Genomic DNA, 17545 nt, shown 5'->3' with positions numbered 1-17545 from the left:
GTCATGCTTTAATGATTATCGCTGTTCCCCGCCTGCAGCAAATTATCGCGCACCTTAACGATCGCTTTTTGCAGCACCTGAACTTCTTCCAGCGTCAGCCCCAGTGAATAAAAAACATCCATGCAGCGGCGGCTGGCTTTATGCAGCGCCCGGCCTTCCTCGGTCAGCAAAATATGCACCTTGCGTTCGTCTTCTTTTGAGCGCTGACGAATCACGATGCCCTTTTTTTCGAGATTTTTTAGCAGCGGCGTGAGGGTGCTGGACGCTAAAAAGAGCTTCTCACCGAGCTGATTCACCGTCTGACCGTCTTCTTCCGCCAGTGCCAGCAGCGTAATCCACTGCGAGTAGGTTAACCCCAGTTCGGCCAGATAAGGCTGATAAGCCTTACCGAAGGCGAGATTGGTCGTGTAGGTAGCAAAACAGAGAAAATCCTCCAGTTTTGGAAAATCGCCGTGCTCAAACGGGTGGACCGCGTTGTTGTCGTTCATAAGTGACCCCTGAAAATTCCCTGAAATTATATCGCATGCGATTTTTTTTGCCAGATGGATTGACACGGAACCGTTTCACGATATCCTTATCATCAGATTAAATCGCATTCGATATAACTCATTGGAAAAGGGCTACTGCTATGAAAATCTTTTATAAAACCCGTGCAACTTCAGTCGGCGGTCGTGATGGTCATGTGGCGCTGGACGACGGCTCCTTCGCGCTGGATTTGGTAAGCTTCACCAATGAGAGTGGAAAAGAGGGCGCTAACCCTGAGCAGCTGTTTGCGATGGGCTATGCGGCCTGCTTCGATAACGCACTGATCCACATTGCCCAGCAACAGAAGCTGACCGGCGTCGCGACCCGAACGTCCTGTGCCGTGGGGATTGGGCAAAATGCGCAGGGCGGCTTTGCCCTGGATATTGATTTGGACGTGGAAGTCCGCGGCCTGGACAAAAATGCGGCCATTGAGCTGGTCAAGAAGGGCCACGAGGTCTGTCCTTATTCCAATGCGACGCGCGGCAATATTGCTGTTCGCCTCCATGTCAGCGTCGTGGAGACGTTTGATATTTGATGCACCGCGGATATCCCTATGAATGACGATAGGGGTATCTGTTTTTTCGCCCGGCGCGATTCGTAGTATATTGAGAGTATCGTTGGCGATCGGGTGTTCGGTATGTCTTACTCCATTGGTGAATTTGCGCGGCTTTGCGGGATTAACGCGACAACGCTTCGCGCCTGGCAGCGTCGTTACGGCCTTCTCAAGCCTGAACGCACCGACGGCGGGCATCGTCTGTACAGCGACGACGACATCCAGCAGGCGCTGAAAATTCTCGACTGGGTCAAAAAGGGCGTCCCCGTCAGCCAGGTCAAACCGCTGCTGGCGCGCCCCGGCGCGCGGCGGACCAATAACTGGCTTACCCTACAGGAAAGTATGCTGCAGCGCCTGAAAGACGGCAAAATTGAGTCGCTACGTCAGCAGATTTACGACGCTGGCCGCGAGTATCCTCGCCCGGAACTGGTGACTGAAGTATTGCGCCCGCTGCGCAGCAAGGTCTCGGCTAACGTACCGACGATGATGACGCTGCGTGAAATTCTTGATGGGATCATCCTCTCTTACACCTCGTTTTGCCTGGAAGGGGATAAACGCGCGCCGGGCGATAACTACCTGATTACCGGCTGGCATCTTACCGACCCCTGCGAGATCTGGCTTGAGGCGCTGCGCCGCACCGGCCAGGGGCATCGTATCGATGTTCTTCCCCAGCCTCCGACTACGCTGGCACCGGAAATCTTCCCGGAACGCAAATGGCTGCTGGTTACCAGCGGCAAGCTCACCGCTGCCCGCCAGAAACAAATAGACCTCTGGCAGCAGCAGGTTAATTCTCTCGAGGTTATCTCGCTCTAACGCCCTTGTTGCACGCTTCCTTTGAAAACCACCCTCGCGGTGGTTTTTTTTCATATTCACGCCAAATTAATGCATCGGCGTGGTTTTTGTAATTTATTGATTATATTTGGTTATTAAAAATATTTAATCCAAAACTTGGACAAATAAAAGTATTTGTGTAAGTTTTAAGTATGCGACAACGCGACGTGCTGACGACTCGGGGTAGAATTCATGAGCACAATACCATCCGTCATTGACCGGTTTGTTGACTACTACGCCCGTCTGGACACCCAGCCGCCTTCGGCGCTAAGCGCGCTGTACGACGCGAATGCCACGCTTGTCGATCCGTTTGGCGAGCATAAGGGGATGCTCGCCATCCACCGCTACTTCACCCATCTGCTGGCTAACGTTGGATCCTGTCGCTTTTCCATTGATGCCCCGTTGCATCACGGCCTGCGCTTTGCAGTGTCGTGGACCATGCACTGGTCGCACCCGCGTATCGCCGGCGGTGAGACGCTCATACTGCCGGGGTGCTCGATTGTTGATATTCACGGGGAAAAGGTGCTTCGCCAGCGTGACTACTATGACGCCGGTGAAATGCTTTATGAACATCTGCCGCTGTTAGGCTGGGCGGTTCGTGGCGTGAAAAGGAGGGTGCGAGCATGATGACTGTCCTCATCACCGGTGCCAGCTCCGGTATTGGTGCCGGGCTCGCCAAATCCTGGGCCGATGACGGTTATTACGTTATCGCCTGCGGCCGCGACGCGGGGCGGCTGGACATGCTGCGTCAGTACAGCGCCAATATCAGCGTACGTGCGTTTGACATGACAGACAGGGACGCCTGTCGCCAGGCGCTCGCGGAGTGCTACCCCGATATGGCGATCCTGTGTGCCGGGACCTGCGAATATCTCGACCACGGTCAGGTCGACGCCGAACGGGTTGAACGGGTCATGACCACCAACTTTCAGGGGCCGGTAAACTGCCTTGACGTGCTACAGCCGCAGCTGATTTCCGGCAGCCGCGTGGTGCTGGTGAGTTCGATGGCGCACTGGCTGCCGTTCCCGCGCGCGGAGGCGTATGGCGCATCCAAAGCGGCCCTGACGTGGTTTGCCAACAGCCTGCGTTTGGATTGGGCGCCAAAAGGTATTGCCGTCACGCTGGTCTCTCCGGGGTTTGTGGACACCCCCTTAACCCGCAAAAATGATTTCCCGATGCCGGGGCAGGTCAGCGTTGAACAGGCGGTCAAAGCCATTCGCCGCGGCCTGACTAAAGGCAAAAATCACATTGTCTTCCCGGCGGGGTTTGGCGCAGCCCTGCGCGTGCTGGCTGCCATGCCTTCTTGTTTACAGCGCAGCCTGCTGCGCAGGATGGTGCGCTCATGAAGATCGCGATTATCGGCAGCGGCATTGCCGGGCTGACCTGCGCCTGGCGTCTGGCCGGGCATCATCAGGTGACGTTGTTTGAGTCGGCGGCGACCGTCGGTGGGCATACCGCCACGGTAGATGTCGCCACGCCGCAGGGGCAATACGCCATTGATACCGGCTTTATCGTTTACAACGACCGAACCTACCCACGGTTTATGGGGCTGCTGAGCGAGCTGGGTATCCAGGGGCAAAAAACGCCGATGAGTTTCTCGGTGCATAACCCGCACAGCGGCATGGAGTACAACGGCCATACGCTCACTTCGCTGTTTGCCCAGCGTCGTAACCTGGTGAACCCGGTATTCTGGGGGCTGCTAAAAGAAATAGTCCGCTTTAATCGCCTGGCGAAGCAGGCATTGCACAACGTTGATGCACAGGCCACGCTGCAAACGTTTCTCGATCGGCATGGCTTCAGCGCCTTTTTTGCTCGCCATTATATTCTGCCGATGGGCGCGGCGATCTGGTCGTCATCCTTACAGGAAATGCGCCGTTTTCCGCTGCCGCTGTTCTTACGTTTCTTTGAGCACCATGGCCTGCTGGATATCACCCACCGCCCGCAGTGGTACGTGGTCCCCGGCGGCTCGCGGGAGTATATCCGCGCGATGCTGGCTCAGCTTGGCGAGCGTCTGACGCTGCGCCTGAATACGCCGGTACAGCGCGTGATGCGCGACGAAAACCGCGTGACGGTTTACGCCGCCGACGCGGCGCAGGATTTTGACCAGGCGATCTTCGCCTGTCATTCCGGGCAGGCGTTGGCGATGCTGGGCGATGCCACCCCCGCCGAGCATGACGTGCTGGGCGCTATTGGCTGGCAGCGCAACGAGGTGGTGCTGCACAGCGACCGTCGCTGGCTACCGGTACGCGAACGCGCCTGGGCAAGCTGGAACTATCGCCTGAGTGGGCAAGAGCAGGCCAGCGCCTGCGTAACCTATAACATGAATATTTTGCAGGGGCTGCCTGAAGGCAGTCCGCTGTTCTGCGTTACGCTCAACCCGGATGCCCCGATTGACGCGCGCTACGTCTGGCAGCGCTTCGTGTATGAACACCCGTTGTTTAACCCGCAGAGCTGGCAGGCGCAGGCCCGACGTGATGAGATAAACGGCCAGCATCGCAGCTGGTTCTGCGGCGCCTACTGGTACAACGGGTTCCATGAAGATGGGGTACGCAGCGCGCTGGATGTGGTGCACGGCATCGCCGCGCAGGAGGGCACCTGATGAACAGCTGCCTGTATCAGGGCGTGTTACGCCATCGCCGGCTTCAGCCGACGGCGCACCAGTTTAGCTATCAGGTGTTTATGGCCTGGCTCGACCTGGATGAGCTGACGCGGATTGCCGATGCCGGCGTGCGCCGCAATCGCTTCGCCGCTGCGGCTTTCTATGATGTCGATTACCCGCTGGGCACGCCGCTCAAAGCGGCGGCGCTGGATAGGCTCGCCTGCCTGACCGGCGAGCGCCCCGATGGCCGGGTGATGCTGCTGACCCAACTGCGCTATTTCGGCTTTCATTTTAACCCGGTCAACTTCTACTACTGCTACGACCGTGCCGGGACTCTGCGCTGGGTGCTGGCGGAGGTACGCAACACCCCGTGGAATGAGCGTCACTACTATGCCGTTAATGCCGTAACGCCGCAGCCGTTGGCAAAAACCTTCCACGTGTCGCCGTTTAACCCGATGGATATGGTGTACCACTGGCGATTCAACCCGCCGGGCAGCACGCTGCATATGCATATTGAAAATCATCAGGCCGCGAAGATCTTTGATGCCACGCTGATGCTCAAACGCGAACCGCTGACGCCACCCAATCTGCGCACGCTGCAGTGGCGCATCCCGTTGATGACGCTGAAAACCGTACTCGCTATTTACTGGCAGGCGCTGAAGCTTTGGCTAAAGCGTGTGCCGCTTCACGCCCATCCCGCCAGCAGGAGTAAACGATCATGACCGAACCCGTCTTTGCGCTTGAACCCGACATTCCGCGCAACGTGCGAGCTGCGCGATGGCTGCTGTTTCGCCTGTTGAGCGGCCTCAGCGGCGGCTCGCTGACGGTGCGGGAAGGGGCACAGACTTTTCATTTTGGCGAGGCGGCTGCGGCATTACGCGCCGAGGTGGAGATCCTCTCGCCGAAGGTTTACTGGCGTGCGTTGACCGGCGGTAGCCTGGCCGTGGCTGAAAGCTGGATGGACGGTGAGTGGGAAACCCATAACCTCACCGTATTGCTCGAGCTCTTTGCCGCCAATAGCCAGCTGCTTGAGCGGCTGGAGCGTGGTTTTCGTCTGCTGGGGCGGCCCGTTGAACGCCTGCGCCACTGGACCCGGCGCAACCATCGCCAGCAGGCGCGGGACAATATTGCCGCGCATTACGACCTGGGCAATACCTTTTACGCGCATTTCCTTGATGAGGATTTACTCTATTCCAGCGCGCTGTTTAGCGCCGACGATCAGGATTTGAGCGTCGCGCAGCAGGCTAAAATGGCGCGGCTGTGTGAACAGCTGGCGCTAACGCCGGGCGATCATTTGCTGGAGATTGGCACCGGTTGGGGGGCGCTGGCGGAGTACGCCGCGCGTCACTACGGCTGCCGCGTCACCACCACCACGCTGTCGCAAGAACAGTTTGCGTGGGCCCGCACGCGTATTCACCGCGCGGGGCTACAGGGGCAGGTTGAGGTTCTGCTGTGTGATTACCGTGATCTCACCGGTCAGTACGACAAACTGGTGTCGGTAGAGATGATTGAAGCGGTGGGGCAACGCTACCTGCCTGCCTTCTTTCGCACCTGCCAGGCGCGTTTACGCCCCGGCGGCAAAATGGTGATTCAGGCCATCACTATTCAGGATCAGCGCTATCGCGACTACAGCAAAAGCGTTGACTTTATTCAGCGCTATATCTTCCCCGGCGGATTTTTACCCAGCATTACGGCAATGAGCGAACTGATGACGCGCCACACCGATTTCGTGGTACGCAACCTGTTTGATATGGGACCCGATTACGCCCGGACGCTGGCCCACTGGCGGCAGCGGTTTATCCACGCCTGGCAGGAGATTGAAAAACTGGGGTTTGACGAGCGCTTCCGCCGGATGTGGCTTTACTACTTTGGCTACTGTGAGGCCGGATTTAAGGCCCGCACCATCAGCGTGGTGCAGCTAACGGCAGAGCGGGTATGAAACGTCATTTTTCGCTCTTTTTGCTGGCCATTGGCTTCGACCTTTACTGGCTGCTGGTGGTGATGTTTCGCGAGCGCGGCCAGCTATTATGGCTGGCGCTGGCCATCCTGGCCTGCATTCTGCTGCCGTCGGCCTACCGTTTGTATGCCCTGCTGCTGGCCGTGGCGGGCGGCGGGTTAGATGTATTGTGGGGGCTGTCGGGGCTGATTCACTTTCAGGGTGCCGCGCCGTTGCCGCTGTGGCTGATGGCGCTGTGGCTGATGTTCGCTGCCGTCTGGACGCGTTTGACCTATTCCACCACCCTGCCGGGATGGGTGCTGGCGCTGATAGCAACCTGCGGTGGCCCGGTCGCCTACCTGGCGGGCGCGCAGCTGGGTGCGATGACCTTTGTACAGCCTGTGCCGGTTGTTATGGGCGCAATGGCGGCCGGGTGGCTGGCGCTCATGCTGGCGTTTCACATCCTGATGGGGAAACGGCAATGAAATCTGTCGTGCTGTTACTGCTGTGGCTACTCGTTGCAACGCCTGCCGTTGCCGCTGACTGGTTAAGCTGGCGCAAAGCAGGGGAGGCGACGCTGACGTGGGGACCGTTTACGGTCTACACCTCCCAGTTGCTCACGCCCGACGGGCACTACCGCGGGCAATGGCAAAATCAGGCGCTGATTATCACGTATCAACGCAATATCGACCGGGAGGCGCTTGTCGACGCCACGCGTGAGCAGTGGCAGGCGCAGGGGATTCTTACACGCGAAGCGCAGAGCGGGGCCTGGCTACGCATGCTTGCGGATTTATGGCCGGACGTCGCGCCAGGGGCGCAGTTGGCCTTTGTATTGACCGCAAAGCAGGGGCAGTTCTGGTATCGTGCATCCGCGAGCGCGCCGCGCTTTATACCGCTCGGGAAACCGCAGTCGGCTGATTTTAGCGAAAATTTCCTCGCCATCTGGCTGGGACCCCGCACGCAATATCCCGAGCTGCGTCAGCAGCTCACCGGAGGTAAAAAATGAAACGTTTATTGACCCTATGCCTGCCGCTGATGATGCAACTCACCGGCTGTAGCAGCGACGTTGCCGATTACCGCCAGCAGCAGCCGATGCTGGATATTTTTCATTACTTCCAGGGGGAAACGGAGGCCTGGGGGATGGTGCAGGATCGCAGCGGTAAGCAGCTACGCCGCTTCCACGTTGAAATCAACGGCGATGTGGTTGGCGAGACCCTGACCCTCAACGAACGGTTTGTGTATGACGATGGCGAAAAGCAGCAGCGGGTGTGGCATATCCGTCGTCTTAGCGCTGACCGCTATGAGGGCACTGCGGGTGATATTGACGGCGTGGCAACGGGTAAATCGGCAGGCAATGCCTTCAACTGGCATCACAGCATGAATGTGAAAGCCAGCGGCAGAACCTGGCTATTGCATTTTGACGACTGGATGTACCTCCAGGACGGCAAACATTTATTCAATAAAACTGAGATGAAGAAATTTGGCCTCACCGTGGGGACGGTGACGCTGTTCTTCTCCCGTAAAGCGCAGTAGCGAGGAGGCGCCCATGAACACGCAACCTGTTATAGGCATCAGCGGCTGCTTAACCGGCGCGGCCGTCCGCTTCGACGGCGGGCATAAACGGACGGACTTTGTGATGGACAAGCTGGCGCACTGGGTGGCCTTCCGGCCCATTTGCCCGGAGATGGCCATCGGCCTGCCGGTCCCGCGACCGGCGCTGCGGCTGGTACAAACGACGGCAGGCGATATCCGTATGCGCTTCAGCCACGCGCCTGATGATGATGTCAGCGAAAAAATGCACGCTTTTTGCGACGAGTACCTGTCCGGGCTGGGCGAACTGTCGGGATTTATCGTCTGCGCCAAATCCCCCAGCTGCGGTATGGAGCGGGTGCGGTTGTATGACGAAAAGGGAAACCGGGGACGTAAAGAAGGCGTTGGTCTGTTTACCGCCGCGCTGCTGGCGAAATATCCCTGGCTGCCGGTGGAAGAAGACGGACGACTGCACGATCCGCTGCTGCGCGAAAATTTCGTCGAACGGGTGTTTGCGCTGCATGAACTCAATACGCTGCGTAAAAACGGCCTGACCCGCCGGGGTCTGCTGGATTTTCATAGCCGCTATAAACTGCAGCTGCTGGCGCATCATCAGGCGGGCTATCGCGAAATTGGCCCGTTTGTCGCGACGCTGCACCAGTGGGAGGATCTGGAGGCCTTCTTTGTGACCTATCGTGACAAGCTGATGGCGATCCTTAAGAAGCCTGCTTCGCGTAAAAACCACACCAATGTCTTGATGCATATTCAGGGATATTTTCGCCATCAGCTAACGATGCGTCAGCGGGGAGAGCTGCGTGAGGTTATTCTGAACTATCGGGCGGGGCTGCTGCCGATTCTCGCCCCGATGACCCTGCTGAAGCACTATCTTGCGGAATACCCGGACGGCTACCTGCTGACGCAGAATTACTTCGACCCCTATCCGCAGGATCTGGCGCTACGGCTGACGGTAAATTAAGGGCCATTCCCTACCGCTGGCCGCGGGCAGAAAAAAACGCGCCGCCTTAAAAAGGTGGCGCGTTTCGGCTATGCCGTTGAACGGCCTATTGTTCGTCAGCCCATTCGCCCATTTCAATAATAATAAAGTGCGCGTGTTTGTCTTTCGCCTTGAAGGTCAGGGTCATTGGCCCGACGACTTCCAGTGAATCACGTTCATCCAGGGTCACAATACCGCCGACATTGACGCTGTCTTCAATGCTGTTGATGTAGGCCTGGCGACCGGCTTTAAGCTCATAGGTGACTTCTGCACCGCTCTCGGTCAGTTCGCTGACAAACATATTCACATCCTGATTCAGATGCAGCGGGGCATCGTCTTCATTTTGCAGGCTGCCGACGATATGCAGCAGCTTGTTCTCGCGATCCTGAACGGTGAATTTATGATTTTCATAACGCACTTCCAGACCTTGTTTGGGCGGCAGAATCCAGATTTGCAGGAAGCGACACCAGTCATCATGGTTGTTCAGCTCCGAGTGCCACACGCCGTTGCCTGCGGTGACCGTTTGCACATGCCCACGGCTTAGCACGTCTTCGACCTGCGTTGCGCTGTCCCAGTGGGTCAGGTTGCCTTTCACCAGATAGCTGACGATTTCCATATCCTTATGCGGATGGCGATCGAAGCCGCTGTGTGGTTTAACATCATCATCGTTTACCACCCGCAGCACGCCGTAATGCATGTTTTCAGGGTCGTAATAGTTCGCGAATGAAAAATGAAAATAGGTGTTCGCTGGATGATATTCACTGGCTGGCAGATAATGCAGCAGTTCCGCGCCTTTTTTACGATAATGACTAGCCATAACAGATGATCCTCAATGTTGTTCTGATGCACGTATCATAGGCAGGGGATGGATGCAGATAAATCAGGGCTCAGGTAAGACACCATTACGCAAAATGAAAGAATACGACCTCATCTCACTTCGCAGCTTTGTCGCCGTGGTTGAAAGCGGCAGCTTTAATAATGCTGCCATCCAGCTTGATACCAGCAGCGCGGCCATCAGCCGCCGGGTTTCCGCTCTGGAAGCGGCGTTAAGCGTGAAGCTTATCAATCGCACCACTCGCCAGCTTGATTTAACGCCCAGCGGGCAACAATTCTATCAGGACGTTTTAGGGATTTTAGGCGCGCTCGAGCAGGCAGAAGAGCGGCTTAACTGTGCGCAGGAAACCTACAGCGGCATTATTCGGCTCGGTGCGCCGGTAAGTTTTGGCACCCAGAAGCTCGCCCCGCTGCTGCCGGCGTTTCTGAAAACATACCCGCAGATTACGGTGACATTACAGCTCGAAGACCGCGTCAGCGATCTGCTCAATGAAGGTATCGATCTGTCTTTACGCATCGGTGAATTACAGGATTCGTCGTTGGTCAGTTTGCCCATCGCCATGATGCCGCGCCTGTATTGCGCTTCGCCAGAGTACCTGAAAACCCACGGCAGGCCGGCGTCACCGGCGGAATTAAAGCACCACCAGTGTTTGCATTATTCCTTGCTCTCCACCCGCAACGAGTGGGCGCTGTCCAGCGGCGAACAAGAGCTGGATGCCCGGGTGCCTTTGGCCGCGAATAATGGCGATGTGCTGCGCGAAGCCGCCATTCAGGGCATGGGGATTGCGATGTTACCGTGGTATATCGTCGAAGACGCGCTGCGCGGCGGCGCGCTCGTCCCGGTGCTTGAACGCTACGCGCCGCCGCCGCTGCCGCTGTCAATCGTGCGGCCTTCGCGTCAGTTTACCCCCGTGCGGGTGACCGTGTTGATGCAGTATTTGCGCGACGCGTTGGCGGGGGCTGGAGCTGGAGAGAGTGGGGGCCGGGCGGAGGGGTGAAACCTTGAATGGGCTTACCGCGATCGGCGATTAGGATAAATTAAGACACGAGACCATCAATATGGAGATGACGACAGATTCGCCTCTCCATATACGCTCCATCATTTGTGCAATATAAATCAATAATCCTCTGTAAGAATAACGATTCTGAGCTGGAGGATTGATGAATAAAATAAATTATCACATTAAGTATATTGAGTATTTTTTCAGGAAGTGCAGGGGGTATTTATCTACAGACGTTTCTTTTCATACATCCAGACTTAATAAAATATCAGGCGGTGACGCCGATCTCTATAACCCATTAACACTTAATGAGAAGATTTGTCATCGAATGGTATTCGAACACAACCCATTCTATACCATGCTTGCGGACAAGTTTGCCGTCAGGGAATACGTAGAAAGATGCACGAACCTAGTTAATGTCATCCCATTAATTGGTGTTTACCCGCGCGTAGAAGATATAAATTTTGATAAACTCCCTGCTAAATTTGTCTTAAAATGCAATCATGATAGCGGCAGTGTAATTATATGTAAGGATAAGGCAAGCTTTGACTTCGATAGAGCAAGGAATAGGTTGAAGCTAGCGCTTAAAAAGAATATGTACTACACAACCAGAGAGTGGCAATATAAAAATATTACCCCCGTCATTCTCTGCGAGAGATACCTTGATTTATTCACTAATCAGGACAGGAATGTCACCCCGGAAATGTTAAGGAAGGTGCGAATAAGCAGGTCATTTCTTCCCAAGCTGACTCGCTGATTAAAATTTCGCGGATCTGGGCCGATTTTTTTCCCGCAAACACATCGAATCAGCCTATTTAGGCTATTTTTTCCACCATTTCTGGCGTTATTTCCGGTTTTTACTGAGATCTCTCCCACTGACGTATCATTTGGTCCACCCGAAACAGGTTGGCCAGGGTGAATAACATCGCCAGTTGGTTATCGTTTTTCAGCAGCCCCTTGTATCTGGCTTTCACGAAGCCGAACTGCCGCTTGATGATGCGAAACGGGTGCTCCACCCTGGCACGGATGCTGGCTTTCATGTATTCGATGTTGATGGCCGTTTTGTTCTTGCGCGGATGCTGCTTCAAGGTTTTTACCTTGCCGGGACGCTCGGCGATCAGCCAGTCCACATCCACCTCGGCCAGCTCCTCGCGCTGTGGCGCTCCTTGGTAGCCGGCATCGGCTGAGACAAATTGCTCCTCTCCATGAAGCAGATTACCCAGCTGATTGAGGTCATGCTCGTTGGCCGCGGTGGTGACTAGGCTGTGGGTCAGGCCACTCTTGGCATCGACACCAATGTGGGCCTTCATGCCAAAGTGCCACTGATTGCCTTTCTTGGTCTGATGCATCTCCGGATCGCGTTGCTGCTCTTTGTTCTTGGTAGAGCTGGGTGCCTCAATGATGGTGGCATCCACCAAAGTGCCTTGGGTCATCATGACGCCTGCTTCGGCCAGCCAGCGATTGATGGTCTTGAACAATTGACGGGCCAGTTGATGCTGCTCGAGCAGGTGGCGGAAATTCATGATGGTGGTGCGATCCGGCAGGGCGCTATCCAGGGATAATCGGGCAAACAGGCGCATGGAGGCGATTTCGTACAGGGCATCTTCCATGGCACCGTCGCTCAGGTTGTACCAATGCTGCATGCAGTGAATACGCAGCATGGTCTCCAGCGGATAGGGCCGTCGGCCATTGCCCGCCTTGGGATAAAACGGCTCGATGACAGCGGTCATATTCTGCCATGGCAGAATCTGCTCCATGCGGGAGAGGAAAATCTCTTTTCGGGTCTGACGGCGCTTAGTGCTGAATTCACTATCGGCGAAGGTGAGTTGATGGCTCATGATGTCCCTCTGGGATGCGCTCCGGATGAATATGATGATCTCATATCAGGAACTTGTTCGCACCTTCCCTATGTCTTGCGAGACTTTGAATCAGGAGGCTGGATGATGATAAAGGTAAAAATTTATAAAGCAGAAAAAGATATAACTAAAAGTGAGTTATTACACAAAGTAAATGACAACCTCTATGATGAAGATAAAGGATATGGTTTTCAAATCATTAATAACTCTGAAGTGCTTGAACTAAGATTTACCATGAGAAGCATTAGTAAGCAAAGCTTAGAATATGCTAATGGCGAGCATTCAGAGGTTGAAATAGCAACTTACTTAAATGTGGACTTTGGCGTCAGACAAGGGAAAAAAATTATACTATATGCCACTAACCCTCCATTAAGTATGAAAATGCCTTATACTATGGTGCAAAAACTATTTGGTGAAGATAGTGGATTGAGACCAGTAGAATTTGATCTGAGGAAAGTTGTAAATGGTCTTTCTGAGGGCTTTGACCTCAAGATAAAATCCATGTCTCTATCTAATATCTCTGTTGATCCTTTTACTTTAGCAAAGACAAAAATAGTAAGCTCAAAGAATCTCCAAGAAATTTATCAGAATAAATATATGAATAGCTCGGCCGTTTTTGATTCCGTACATTTCTTCGTTAACGGAATTGAAACGGAATTATCTAGGACGGGTAGATTCCGTGTGAGAGAGAGTCAACTTCCAACACTTTTATCCATCTTAGAAACTCTCTGAATTTTGTGAAATATATAAGGAACTCAGGCCTACTTCGTCAGTAGGCCTCTTTTCAGGTTTGTGCTTATCTAAATAGCTGCGCCTAATACCGCTACACTTTTGCCTGACCATGTTTTCCTCCGGGGAATGGGCTGGCGGTTTCCATAAAATGGCGGACCTTTTTCAGTAACTGCCACATTGAGCGGCACTGATGATTACGGGTTATCGTGTCATGAAGTGCCTGCCATAGCCGTTCCACATGATTCACCCACGGCGAGTAAACCGGCTGGTAAATTACCCTGAACTTGGGATTTGCTTTCAACCAGCGCTGTGTTTCGCGGCTTTTATGGATAATGTAGTTATCAACGATCAGCGTGATTGTTTTCGCCCGCCGGTAAGTGGCTTTCAGGTGCTTCAGCAGAGCGATAAACAGCGCTGAACTTTTGCTGTTGCCGCCCACGTAGCTGACTTTACCCGTGCCACTGTGCAGTGCGCCGGCCAGATAGTATTTTTCGTTCTGCCCCGGCGTCACTACCCGTTTCTGCTGTCCGCGCAACTGCCAGTCCGCACCGATTTTAGGATTAAGGTGGATATCCACTTCATCTTCATAAAATACCGGATGCTCTGCGCTGCATTCATCCAGCGCTTTGTGGATTACCGCCATCTTTTCATCTTTATGTGGGTCACGGATACGCAGAGTTGGCGCGGCCCTGCGCCATACAAGCCCCGCAGATGGCAACCAGCGGCGAACGGTTCCTGCATGTAACTGGCAACCGGTTATCTCATTGATTTTTATTGCCAGTAATTCGGTGCTCCAGCGTGAACGTTGATAACCAAAATCGCCGGGAGAATGCTTTATCAGCTCACGTAACAGGGTGCAGATATGTTCAAAAGGCCAGCGTCGGGAGCGCCCTGCGGGTAAGGATTTCAGGCCTTCAATACCTGAGTGCGTAAACCAGTTAATCCAGCGACCAACGGATGAACGGGCACAACAGAGAGTTCTGGCAACATCGCTGACCCGTTCACCCCGATGAAGCATCAGCATGGCCGTGAGTCTGCGGGCATGATTTTTATCACGCGTTTTATGAATAGCTTTCTGCATCAGGCGTCGTTCGCCACGGGGTATTGGTACTATGATCGGCATCGCTCAGTCCGGTTGGTGATTTTGGTTGGTTTGGCGATTGATCAGATCGCACAATCCGGGCTGAGTTCCCTTTCAGTGATCTACTATTCCGCGCAGCTATTTAGTCATTGATTTGATCGTAATGATTCACATAGGATGCTGTTAGCAATGTCCGCTCTTCGCTCATAAGGGACAACCATACTCAAATCTCCCACATTGCAGGAGATTTGAGTATGAACACGTCACCGTGGAACAAAGACCGTATCATAGGCCAAAAAAGGCCACTTCAGATATCTCATATCTGGGGTATCCGAATCCGACTTGAACTGGAAGGTAAAACGCGCGATTTAGCTCTGTTCAATATGGCACTGGACAGTAAGCTTCGAGGCTGTGATCTGGTCAAACTCAAAGTATCTGATGTTGCATATGGTAGCTCTGTTTCGAGCAGAGCAACGGTATTGCAACAGAAAACCGGTAGCCCTGTGCAATTTGAGATAACCAAAGGGACAAGAGAAGCTGTTGCTGCATTGATAAAGCTTGGCAATTTGCACAGTAAAGACTTCTTGTTTCGGTCTCGGATCGGAACTAACCAGCATATTTCAACCCGGCAATACAACCGAATCTTTCATGGGTGGGTAGAAAAGCTTGGTCTCGAAGAGACGCTTTACAGCACACATTCCATGAGAAGAACAAAACCTTACCTGATCTACAAGAAAACCAAGAATCTCCGGGTGATCCAACTTCTGTTGGGTCATAAGAAACTGGAAAGCACAGTCCGTTATCTGGGCATTGAAGTCGATGATGCGTTAGAGATTTCTGAATCGATTGAAGTCTAAGGTTATCAGGGCTGCAACAGCAGCCCTGTGCCAGAAGCGGACTTTTTAAAAATATTGCGTGCCCAACAATTGGGCGCAGGTCACATCAAGTACCCTCAGAATTATAGAGAATACCTGAAATTTTTGTAGAGCGAGGTTTGTTACCCTGCCCGACCAGCGACATGTGGTTAGTTTAGTGATCAGAAATGTCGAGCGTTTGGTCGTTCATTGACGCGGGATCTTCCAACGGTTCCACATGAGTGGTGATATGGATAAAAGGCAGTGCGGTGCGGATATCATTCTCTATACGCTCGGCCCAGTCGTGCCCATATTGAACAGTCCATCGCCCAGGAACTAGGATGTGCATTGTCATAAACGCCCGCCCGCCAGCCTGGCGTGTACGTAGTGCATGGAAATCAAGCCCCTGTTCACGATATCCTGCCAGCAGTGACTCGATTTTTTTGAGTTCTTCCGTGGGTAGCGATACGTCCATCAGACCTGCAGCTGAACGACTCATAAGCTGATAACCAGTCCAAACGATGTTGGCTGCGACCAGCAATGCAACGATCGGATCGACCCAAAACCAGCCGGTCAGATAAACCAGTCCGACACCAAAAATGACACCGACCGACGTCCAGACATCGGTCAGCAGGTGATGAGCATCTGCCTCAAGAGTGATAGAGTTGTGCTGCCTGCCAGCCCTTAACAAAATGCGAGCCGTCACAAAATTAAGGATTGATGCGACTGTTGAAACCAGTAATCCGAGACCAATCTCCTCAAGCGGCTGTGGAGTTAACATCCGCTCAACTGCGGTATAGGCGATACTGGCTGCCGCCAATAGGATCAGAAATCCTTCGAAAGCACTCGAGAAATATTCGGCTTTGCCGTGCCCATATGCATGGTTCTCATCGGCCGGAAGCGCAGCCAAGGTCAGCATCCAGAGCGCCATTAGGGCTCCTGCGAGGTTAACTACGGATTCGATGGCATCAGATAGCAGACCGACCGAACCGGTCATTTTCCACGCCACACCTTTGAGTCCGATAGTGGCAATAGCCGTGGCAATGGAAAGCCAAGCGTAGTGCGTCAGCGGACGAGGTAACCCTTTTGTTTTAGTCATTATTAACTTCCTAAAATAGGACGACTAACTCACATTTCTATCCATGATAGATAATTAAACAATCATTTCGCCATGAATATTTTTTCGTTTTTATTAAATTTAATTAAAAAGTCTCTGCAAGTGCTGTTTCATCTTCTAGTAAACTAAATTTTATTTTTAGGGTTTTCTTCAACTTGAAGTAATATTATCTCACAACAGATTAGTCACTTAGGTTAACTGAGCGGCTTTTATATTTTTCAATTAAAATATGCAAAACTCCCATTGCACCATGTGCATAAAAATAGACCTCAATGAAAGTAGTAAAGAACTTATGCCAGTGGATTACTGTTTCAGCCAGATTTGACTGCATGGTATTCAACAAGAACCATAGGCCACCTGAAAGTGCTACAATTAGCAATGCTAGAACTCCAAATCCTTGGATTGTACTGGCAATACCTCCCGAATGTGCATCGGGCAGTCGGAAACTAGTCAACGTTTTTATATCTTGCTTAATACCACTAAAGTCAAGCCCTACCCATGAAAAATAATAAGTAAAACCTCTTTGAGTAAGCATCCAACTTAACATAATAAAACCACAAATAATCAGTCCTAACCCTGAAATAATGTGCATCCAGGTTATAACTCCTTCAAGACTATGTTCACCAATTGCTTCGGTCTCTGTCAGATTAGAGTTAATAATTTGTGATAATATTAGAAATGCCACAATGATGTGAAGAATACGAAAAAAAGGAGCGTAATCATGGGGTAATAGATTCCAGAGTCGCAATTTCATTAATGAGTCCTTAGTAAATTTATCGATGATCTTAATCATACAAAAGAATTATTAGGATAACCTTAATTCTTAAAATTGCAGCAGGCATTAGTTCACCTCTGATATGGCCACTTGCGAAATGGGAATGGTAACTGTTATTACTATGTGTTTACTTGCTGTTCTTGTTACGCAGCCCCTTAAACACATTACTTTCAAATATGATTTCCTGCTGGGTTTAAATATGTGTCTTTCTATAGTGCGGCAACCTATTTTTACACCAACTCATGAATTAAATAAGAATCATAAATTAAATGAGAGGTTTAATTCTCTTGCTTAACGCGATGATATTAAATGGAAATTTTAATTTTTGTA

Annotated in this window: 21 protein-coding genes and 1 pseudogene; 15 read left to right on the top strand and 7 right to left on the bottom strand. The window is 52.6% G+C overall.

Features of this window, described 5'->3' with window-relative positions; translation table 11 throughout:
• Positions 1–8: 8 nt before the first annotated feature.
• Positions 9–488 (bottom strand): MarR family winged helix-turn-helix transcriptional regulator, encoded by a 480-nt coding sequence (locus H7R58_RS15695; protein ID WP_106924289.1) that lies wholly within the window; start codon positions 486–488, stop codon positions 9–11.
• Positions 489–628: 140 nt separating this feature from the next.
• Between H7R58_RS15695 and H7R58_RS15690 the strand changes: the two genes are divergently transcribed.
• The 11 genes from H7R58_RS15690 to H7R58_RS15640 all read left to right on the top strand — a co-directional run bounded on the left by H7R58_RS15690 (position 629) and on the right by H7R58_RS15640 (position 8947).
• Positions 629–1060 carry an organic hydroperoxide resistance protein gene (locus H7R58_RS15690; RefSeq protein ID WP_106924290.1) on the top strand — a complete coding sequence of 144 codons (432 nt, stop codon included), beginning with the start codon at positions 629–631 and terminating at the stop codon, positions 1058–1060.
• A gap of 102 nt (positions 1061–1162) precedes the next feature.
• On the top strand, positions 1163–1891 hold the full coding sequence (locus H7R58_RS15685; protein ID WP_106924291.1) for a MerR family transcriptional regulator: 729 nt from the start codon (positions 1163–1165) through the stop codon (positions 1889–1891).
• A gap of 210 nt (positions 1892–2101) precedes the next feature.
• Complete coding sequence (locus H7R58_RS15680; protein WP_182930260.1) at positions 2102–2536, top strand: nuclear transport factor 2 family protein; 435 nt, start codon at positions 2102–2104, stop codon at positions 2534–2536.
• Positions 2533–3252, top strand: coding sequence for an SDR family NAD(P)-dependent oxidoreductase (locus H7R58_RS15675; protein WP_106924293.1), 720 nt, complete (start codon positions 2533–2535; stop codon positions 3250–3252). Before H7R58_RS15680 ends, H7R58_RS15675 begins: the two co-directional genes overlap by 4 nt.
• Positions 3249–4505: an NAD(P)/FAD-dependent oxidoreductase gene (locus tag H7R58_RS15670; protein ID WP_182930261.1), complete on the top strand. Its 1257-nt coding sequence runs from the start codon at positions 3249–3251 to the stop codon at positions 4503–4505. The genes H7R58_RS15675 and H7R58_RS15670 overlap by 4 nt, the downstream gene beginning before the upstream one ends.
• Positions 4505–5227: a DUF1365 domain-containing protein gene (locus H7R58_RS15665; protein ID WP_106924295.1), complete on the top strand. Its 723-nt coding sequence runs from the start codon at positions 4505–4507 to the stop codon at positions 5225–5227. Before H7R58_RS15670 ends, H7R58_RS15665 begins: the two co-directional genes overlap by 1 nt.
• Positions 5224–6444, top strand: a complete 1221-nt coding sequence (locus H7R58_RS15660) for an SAM-dependent methyltransferase (RefSeq protein WP_106924296.1) — start codon at positions 5224–5226, stop codon at positions 6442–6444. Before H7R58_RS15665 ends, H7R58_RS15660 begins: the two co-directional genes overlap by 4 nt.
• Positions 6441–6926 carry a DUF2878 domain-containing protein gene (locus H7R58_RS15655; RefSeq protein ID WP_106924297.1) on the top strand — a complete coding sequence of 162 codons (486 nt, stop codon included), beginning with the start codon at positions 6441–6443 and terminating at the stop codon, positions 6924–6926. Before H7R58_RS15660 ends, H7R58_RS15655 begins: the two co-directional genes overlap by 4 nt.
• The gene (locus H7R58_RS15650) at positions 6923–7447 is read left to right on the top strand and encodes a hypothetical protein (RefSeq protein WP_182930262.1); all 525 of its coding nucleotides are present in this window, start codon (positions 6923–6925) and stop codon (positions 7445–7447) included. Before H7R58_RS15655 ends, H7R58_RS15650 begins: the two co-directional genes overlap by 4 nt.
• The gene (locus tag H7R58_RS15645; protein WP_182934429.1) at positions 7444–7974 is read left to right on the top strand and encodes a DUF3833 domain-containing protein; all 531 of its coding nucleotides are present in this window, start codon (positions 7444–7446) and stop codon (positions 7972–7974) included. The genes H7R58_RS15650 and H7R58_RS15645 overlap by 4 nt, the downstream gene beginning before the upstream one ends.
• A gap of 13 nt (positions 7975–7987) precedes the next feature.
• Complete coding sequence (locus H7R58_RS15640; RefSeq protein ID WP_182930264.1) at positions 7988–8947, top strand: YbgA family protein; 960 nt, start codon at positions 7988–7990, stop codon at positions 8945–8947.
• Positions 8948–9032: 85 nt separating this feature from the next.
• Here H7R58_RS15640 and H7R58_RS15635 read toward each other — a convergent pair whose 3' ends face one another.
• Positions 9033–9782: a pirin family protein gene (locus H7R58_RS15635; protein WP_182930265.1), complete on the bottom strand. Its 750-nt coding sequence runs from the start codon at positions 9780–9782 to the stop codon at positions 9033–9035.
• Positions 9783–9834: 52 nt separating this feature from the next.
• Between H7R58_RS15635 and H7R58_RS15630 the strand changes: the two genes are divergently transcribed.
• Positions 9835–10797, top strand: a complete 963-nt coding sequence (locus H7R58_RS15630) for a LysR family transcriptional regulator (RefSeq protein WP_227674183.1) — start codon at positions 9835–9837, stop codon at positions 10795–10797.
• Positions 10798–10960: 163 nt separating this feature from the next.
• Positions 10961–11512 (top strand): annotated as a pseudogene (locus tag H7R58_RS15625) (ATP-grasp fold amidoligase family protein); the annotation flags it as partial.
• Here H7R58_RS15625 and H7R58_RS25500 read toward each other — a convergent pair.
• On the bottom strand, positions 11479–11676 hold the full coding sequence (locus H7R58_RS25500; RefSeq protein WP_320108680.1) for a hypothetical protein: 198 nt from the start codon (positions 11674–11676) through the stop codon (positions 11479–11481). The pseudogene H7R58_RS15625 and the gene H7R58_RS25500 overlap by 34 nt on opposite strands.
• Positions 11658–12638 carry an IS5-like element ISKpn26 family transposase gene (locus tag H7R58_RS15620; protein ID WP_000019445.1) on the bottom strand — a complete coding sequence of 327 codons (981 nt, stop codon included), beginning with the start codon at positions 12636–12638 and terminating at the stop codon, positions 11658–11660. The genes H7R58_RS25500 and H7R58_RS15620 overlap by 19 nt, the downstream gene beginning before the upstream one ends.
• On the opposite strand from H7R58_RS15620, the gene H7R58_RS15615 reads away from it, so the two are divergent.
• Entirely contained in the window at positions 12630–13388 is a 759-nt protein-coding gene (locus H7R58_RS15615) for a hypothetical protein (protein WP_227674922.1), read from the top strand. The genes H7R58_RS15620 and H7R58_RS15615 overlap by 9 nt on opposite strands.
• Before the next feature lie 91 nt (positions 13389–13479).
• On the opposite strand, the gene H7R58_RS15610 is transcribed toward H7R58_RS15615, so the two are convergent.
• On the bottom strand, positions 13480–14511 hold the full coding sequence (locus H7R58_RS15610) for an IS630-like element ISEc33 family transposase (RefSeq protein ID WP_001395480.1): 1032 nt from the start codon (positions 14509–14511) through the stop codon (positions 13480–13482).
• A 212-nt stretch (positions 14512–14723) separates the two neighbouring features.
• On the opposite strand from H7R58_RS15610, the gene H7R58_RS15605 reads away from it, so the two are divergent.
• Positions 14724–15326 (top strand): site-specific integrase, encoded by a 603-nt coding sequence (locus H7R58_RS15605; protein WP_001324664.1) that lies wholly within the window; start codon positions 14724–14726, stop codon positions 15324–15326.
• 172 nt (positions 15327–15498) lie between these two features.
• Here H7R58_RS15605 and H7R58_RS15600 read toward each other — a convergent pair whose 3' ends face one another.
• Positions 15499–16422: a cation diffusion facilitator family transporter gene (locus tag H7R58_RS15600; protein WP_000167917.1), complete on the bottom strand. Its 924-nt coding sequence runs from the start codon at positions 16420–16422 to the stop codon at positions 15499–15501.
• A gap of 199 nt (positions 16423–16621) precedes the next feature.
• The gene (locus H7R58_RS15595) at positions 16622–17194 is read right to left on the bottom strand and encodes a cytochrome b/b6 domain-containing protein (protein ID WP_001515348.1); all 573 of its coding nucleotides are present in this window, start codon (positions 17192–17194) and stop codon (positions 16622–16624) included.
• Between the last annotated feature and the right edge of the window lie 351 nt (positions 17195–17545).

It is taken from the genome of Klebsiella sp. WP4-W18-ESBL-05 (genome assembly GCF_014169075.1).
In the GTDB taxonomy this organism is placed as follows: Bacteria; Pseudomonadota; Gammaproteobacteria; order Enterobacterales; family Enterobacteriaceae; genus Kluyvera; species Kluyvera ascorbata_B.
The sequence above is the reverse complement of the archived record's forward strand: the minus strand, read 5'-3'. Positions and strand labels throughout refer to the sequence as shown.